Consider the following 5,922-nt stretch of genomic DNA (forward strand, 5'->3'; position numbering starts at 1 on the left):
CACCCGATCGCGGTGGCGGGCCTGGTGGCCGACTGAAAGCTGGACGCCCAGGCCATCATGGCCGCACTGATGCACGACGCCATGGAGGACTGCGGCGTCACCAAGGTCGAGTTGATCGAGCGCTTCGGTGCCCCCACCGCCGAGCTGGTGGATGGCCTCACCAAGCTGGACAAACTGCAGTTCTCGACCCGCGAGGAAGGCCAGGCCGAATCCTTCCGCAAGATGCTGCTGGCGATGTCGCGTGATGTGCGTGTCATCCTGATCAAGCTGTGCGACCGCCTGCACAACATGCGCACGATGGAGGCGATGGCCCCGCACAAGCGGGCCCGCATCGCCCGTGAGACGCTGGACATCTACGCGCCCATCGCGCACCGGCTGGGCCTGAACCAGACCTACCGCGAGCTGCAGGAGCTCTCCTTCTCCTTCATCCACCCCTGGCGCTTCGGCGCGCTGCAGAAAGCCGTGCTGCGCGCGCGCGGCTACCGGCGCGACATCGTCTCGCGCGTGCACGACGACGTGGTGGCCGCCTTCAACGAGGCGAAGATGAAGGTGGAGGTCAGCGGCCGGGAGAAGACGGTCTACTCCATCTACCGCAAGATGGAAGAGAAGCACGCCGGCTTCGCCCAGGTCAACGACATCTTCGGCTTTCGCATCATCGTGCAGACCATGCCGGAGTGCTACCTGGCGCTGGGCGTGCTGCACCAGCTCTACAAGCCGGTGCCGGGTCGCTTCAAGGACTACATCGCCATCCCCAAGCCCAACGGCTACAAGTCGCTGCACACCACCTTGGTGAGCCCGCTGGGCACCTCGGTGGAGTTCCAGATCCGCACCGAGGAGATGCATGCGGTGGCCGAGGCCGGCATCGCCGCGCACTGGCTCTACAAGGTCGGCCAGGAAGCCAACCCGGGCGACGTGGCCCAGCGCCTGGGCGCGCTGTGGCTCAAATCGCTGCTGGACATCCAGGACGAGACCCGCGACGCCGGCGAGTTCCTGGAGCACGTCAAGATCGACCTGGTCCCGGACGCCGTCTACGTCTTCACGCCCAAGAGCAAGATCCTGGCCCTGCCCAAGGGCGCCACGCCGGTGGACTTCGCCTACGCCATCCACTCCGATGTCGGCGACCACTGCGTGGCCGCCAAGATCAACGGTGAGCCGGCCACGCTGCGGGCCACGCTCAATTCCGGCGACGTGGTGGAAGTGGTCACCGCCCCAGGGGCCCGGCCCAACCCAGCCTGGCTGAATTTCGTGCGCACCGGCCGGGCCCGCTCCAAGATCCGGCACTACCTCAAGACCCTGGAAAACGAAGAGACCCAGGCCCTTGGGCAGAAGATGCTGGCCCAGGCCCTGCGGGCCGAGGGACTGCCCCTGCCACCGCTGGAGCCTGTCGAGGGACGCCCCTCGGTCTGGCCGGTGCTACTGCGCTGGAGCGGCAACCGCACCCCGGCCGATCTGCTGACCGATGTGGGCACCGGCAAGAAGATCGCCACCATCGTGGCCAAGCGCATCGCCCAGCTGCTGCGCGAGCAAGGCCAGGTGCCCGATGCCGTGACCCTCAGCCTGGGCCGCTACAGCCATGACGACAACGCCCCCAGCCAGGGCCTGGTGGTGATCGACGGCTCCGAAGGCGGGTCGATCACGCTGGCCCCCTGCTGCCGCCCCATTCCGGGCGACGCCATCGTCGGCTACCTGGGCCGGGGCGAGGGCTTGGTGGTACACACCGCAGACTGCTCGGTGGGCAAGCGCCTGTTCGAACGCGACCGTGAACGCTGGATGCAGGTCGAATGGTCGGAAGAGCCGATCCGTGCCTTCGAGACCGCCGTCAGCGTCGTCATGCGCAATGGCAAGGGCGCACTGGCCCAGGTGGCCCAGGCCATCAGCAGCGCCGAAGCGGACATCACCCACATCGACATGGGTGACGAGGCCGTGGGCACCACGGCCGAAATGCGCATCCTGGTCAGCGTGCGCGATCGCCAGCACCTGGCCGACGTGCTGCGCACGCTCAAGCGCAGCCCGGCGGTGCTGAAGGTGCAGCGCGTCAAGCCCAGCTGAGCCTGAGACTGAACCGGCCCGTCGGCCGGTGCATCAGCTGACCGCGGACGGCGGGTAACGCACCTCCAGCACCTCCAGCGTCTCCACACCCCCCGGCGTGTGGAGGGGCACCTCATCGCCCTCGCGGGCCTTGAGCAGGGCCCGGGCGATCGGCGACACCCAGCTCACCTCCCCGGCCAGGTGGTCCACCTCGTCCACGCCCTTGATCGTGATGGTGCGCTCCTCCCCCTTGCTGGTTGAATAGGTGACCGTGGCGCCGAAGAAGATCTGGTCGTTACCGTGGTGGGCCGACGGGTCCGCCACTTCGGCGATGTCCAGACGCTTGGTCAGGAAGCGGATGCGGCGGTCGATCTCGCGCAGCCGCTTCTTGCCATACAGGTAATCGCCGTTCTCGGACCGGTCGCCATTGGAGGCCGCCCAATGGACGACATCGACCACCTTGGGGCGTTCGACGTCGATCAGCTCCAGCAGCTCGGCGCGCAGCCGGGCATAGCCGGCCGGGGTGATGTAGTTCTTGGTGCCGGCAGGCAGCGGGGGCAAGCCGCCGCTGTCATCGTCCTCATCGGCACCATCGCTTTCCTTGGTGAAGGCCTTGCTCATCTCGGGTCCGGTACGGCAGATCGGGTTCGCGGAATCTGGGCCATGCGGCTCAGGTCAGCACATAGCGCTCGGGCTGAGGCGCCGGTGGAAGCTCGGTCTCACCCAGCGCCTCGCGCAGGCTGGTCTCGATGGTGGTGCACAGCGCATCCAGGGGCAGATGGTTGAGCTGGGTTCCGAAGGGATCCTCGATCTCGTCGCCCAGGGCGTCCAGCCCGAAGAAGGTGTAGGCCACGAGGCCGACCACCAGCGGTGTGAGGCCATGCAGCGTGTCTACCAGACCAAAGGGCAGCAGAAAGCAGTAGATGTAGGCGGTGCGGTGCAACAACAGGGTGTAGGCGAACGGGATGGGCGTGCTGGCGATCCGTTCGCAGCCAGCCGCACAGGCGGTGAGCTCGGCCAGACGGTTCTCCATCACCGCGGCCATCTGGGCATCCAGCTGCCCTTGCCGCAGGCACTCTCCCAGGTCCCGCCCCGCCTGCTGAAGCAAGGCTGCTGGCACATTGCGCCGCCCTGCCACGCGCGCGACCTCTTCGGGGCCAAGGCAGCGCAGCAGATCTCCACGGGCATCGCTGCCCCGCAGCTGGTGGCGCAGCGCATGGGCCATGGCGGCCACCGTCATGACCAAGGCCTGCCGAGAGGGCCCTTCGCCGCCCGGACGGAGATAGGCCATCACGCCACGGGCCCAGCTGCGGCTGGCGTGCACCATCTCGCCCCAGAGCTTGCGACCTTCCCAGTAGCGGTCATACGCCGCGGAGTTGCGAAACCCCAGGAAAATCGCCAAGGCCAGGCCGATGAGGGAGAACGGTGCCGTGGTGACCTGGATCTTGTGGTCCAGGAAGACGCCATGCACCACCGTGACCACCCCGGCAAACAGCACATTCACCGCCAGCGCGGGCAGGATGCTGGGCAGCACCGAGCCGCGCATGACGAAGAACAGCGCCAGCCCGTGGGGACGGTCGCGGACGATCATCGCCCGTTGCCCTCCGGGTACTGGGCGGCGGCCTCGCGCAACCGTTGCGCCACCTGCCGCGCCAGCGCCACGGGCGACGCCACCCGAACCTGGGAACCGTGGCGCAGAATGTCCATCGCCAGTTCAGTGGCATCGGCATAGGGCAGGCGCATTTCCAGGCTGCCGTCGGCCAACGTCTTCAGCGTCTGGCGGGGATGCCACTCCTCCAGCGCCACCCATTGGGGCCGCCTCGGGCGTGAACACCAGGGTGGCCCACTGGATGGCCTTGCCGCTGAAGATGCCATAGCCGCCATCGAGCTCGGCCTCGACGTTCTTGAGCGCCACATCCTTGGCCCGGCTTTCCAGCGCCTTGGCCGACCGCACCGCGTCCAGCGCGAAGCGGCGCAGTCCGTCACTCTGGTGGCACCAGGCATCCAGGTACCAGGTGTTGCGGTAGTGGATCAGGCGTTGGGGCGACACCTCGCGCTGGGACTCGGTCTGCCTGGCCCGGGTGAAGTAGACGATGTCCAGCCGCTTGCGCTTGAGCAGGGCGCTGCCGACGGCCTCGAACCAGCGGCTGGGCACCGGCCGGCGGGCCGGATTGACGATCTTGACCCGCTTCATCAGCTCGCGGGATTCCGAACTCGTCGTGCCCAGCATGCCGTTGAGCTTGTCCAGCAGCGGCTGCAGATGGCGGCCCAGCACGCCGCCCGCGTCCAGCCCATCGATCAGCTGGTGCATGGTCAGCAAGGCGTGGATCTCGGATTCGCTGAACCAGACGCCGGGCAGTTGGTGGGCCGGCGCCGCACCGCTGGCCCCACCCTCGAACTTGTAGAGGTTGTCGAAGCGGTCATAGACGATGGGCGCATCCATGCGGTCGCGCAGGTACTGCAGATCGCGCTTGAGGGTGGCCCGGGAGACTTCCAGCTCGTCCATCAGGGTCTCGAAATTGACCCCGCCACGGCTCTTGATCAGCAGTTCGATGCGGTAGAAGCGTTCGGTGCGGTTCATGTTCACAGCTCAGGGAATGAGCCTGCAGCTTAACGCATGGTCACAGTGGCGTGAACACCACGCCTGGGCCGAAATCAGCAGGCTCACGCCATGAGCTCCGGGCCCAGCACACTGCGATCCATGCTGAGGAAATGAGTCCATCAGCTGCACGGCGGGCCAGCCGCCGACTCGATCCCCACGAGGAGCGCATCACCATGGCACAGACCTCTTTCGCTTTCGACGATCTGTTGGCCCCCCGCCCTGCCGACGCTGGCCAATGGCCGCCATGTTCCAGCGCGCCTGCGGGCGTGGCCGATACCGATTTTCAGACCGGCTATGGCATCGGCTGGGACCATGCGCGTCATGGCCTGCTGCCCCCCCAGCGCCATCTGCTGCCCGGCAACCCGCTGCGCCAAGGTTGGCAGGCCGGCCGCGGCGCCTTCGCCGGCCGCACCCGGCCCGCCACCGAGGAGGTTCGGACTTGGCTGCGGCTGCGTGTGGGGGCCTGGGAACAGGGCCTGGTCTTCGAGGACCTGCTGGTCACACCCCACTTCCTCAAGCAGCTGGCAGCGGCACGGTGCCCGGTGACCCGTGAACCCCTCACCGAGGACGCCCGGGTGGTTCGCTTGAACCAGGCCGCCGGCTACGCGGCGGGCAACCTGGCTGTGCTGTCCGCCCGGGCCGCGCAGGTCCTGCCGGGCCTGAGCGGTCCGTCGGCGCGAGAAGCCGGCCGCCTGGCGGCCGCCGCGGCCGATGGCATGTGCCGCGGGCTGACCGCTGCCGAGTGGGCCCGCTTGGCCTGTCTGGTGGACATGGCCACCCCGCTGGACCACGAGACTGCGGCACGGCTGCCGCTGCGGGCCCTGCCGCCCAACCGTGTGCGGGTGCTCAACGCGATCCAGGGGCTGCAGGTCTGGCTCACGCTGCAGATGGAGCTCGATGGCTGGAGCCAGCGCCTGAACCGCCTGGCGGAGCGACTCCCCGAGACCAGTCGCCTGGCTTTCCGGGTCTTCGTGGGTGGCTTTCTGCCCCGGGTCTGGCAGGGCGGCCGGCCGGCTGACGCCGAGGCCCTGAAGCAGCGGCTGGAAGACGCCTGGGCCGACGAGCGCGTGCTCAGCCGTTGGCAGCACTTCGCACTGCAGCTCAGCGCCAGGCAGACCGAGGAACTGCTGTCCGACGCTCTGGCCCTGGGTGTCAGTGGACGCCGCATGCAGCAACATGCGACGTCGGGCGCCACGGAGGGTTGGGCGCTGGAGTCCGGGGGGCGGGCCGAGTGGCGTAAGCGCGCGCGGCCTCAGTTCAGGCCGATGCGCGCAGGAAGTCTCGACCGCGTC

General features: G+C 68.1%; 5 protein-coding genes and 1 pseudogene. 2 read left to right on the forward strand and 4 right to left on the reverse strand.

What is annotated here, in order from left to right:
- Positions 1 to 2,049: pseudogene (locus I73_RS26350) on the forward strand (bifunctional (p)ppGpp synthetase/guanosine-3',5'-bis(diphosphate) 3'-pyrophosphohydrolase); the annotation flags it as partial.
- Positions 2,050 to 2,082: 33 nt separating this feature from the next.
- Here I73_RS26350 and greB read toward each other — a convergent pair.
- From greB to I73_RS26355, 4 genes are read right to left on the reverse strand one after another with little or no spacing between them, the layout of a single operon-like run.
- A complete protein-coding gene (greB, locus tag I73_RS06330; RefSeq protein ID WP_022979842.1) occupies positions 2,083 to 2,649 on the reverse strand; it encodes a transcription elongation factor GreB in 567 nt (188 codons plus the stop codon).
- A 49-nt stretch (positions 2,650 to 2,698) separates the two neighbouring features.
- The gene (locus I73_RS06335) at positions 2,699 to 3,619 is read right to left on the reverse strand and encodes a bestrophin family protein (RefSeq protein WP_022979843.1); all 921 of its coding nucleotides are present in this window, start codon (positions 3,617 to 3,619) and stop codon (positions 2,699 to 2,701) included.
- Positions 3,616 to 3,834: a WYL domain-containing protein gene (locus I73_RS33760; protein ID WP_234409427.1), complete on the reverse strand. Its 219-nt coding sequence runs from the start codon at positions 3,832 to 3,834 to the stop codon at positions 3,616 to 3,618. Before I73_RS33760 ends, I73_RS06335 begins: the two co-directional genes overlap by 4 nt.
- A complete protein-coding gene (locus tag I73_RS26355; RefSeq protein ID WP_234409428.1) occupies positions 3,743 to 4,609 on the reverse strand; it encodes a YafY family protein in 867 nt (288 codons plus the stop codon). The genes I73_RS33760 and I73_RS26355 overlap by 92 nt, the downstream gene beginning before the upstream one ends.
- A 194-nt stretch (positions 4,610 to 4,803) precedes the next feature.
- Between I73_RS26355 and I73_RS30765 the strand changes: the two genes are divergently transcribed.
- On the forward strand, positions 4,804 to 5,922 hold a 1,119-nt coding region (locus I73_RS30765; RefSeq protein ID WP_148289709.1), incomplete at its 3' end, for a hypothetical protein.

The organism is Ideonella sp. B508-1 (genome assembly GCF_000333615.1).
Taxonomy (GTDB): Bacteria; Pseudomonadota; Gammaproteobacteria; order Burkholderiales; family Burkholderiaceae_C; genus Ideonella.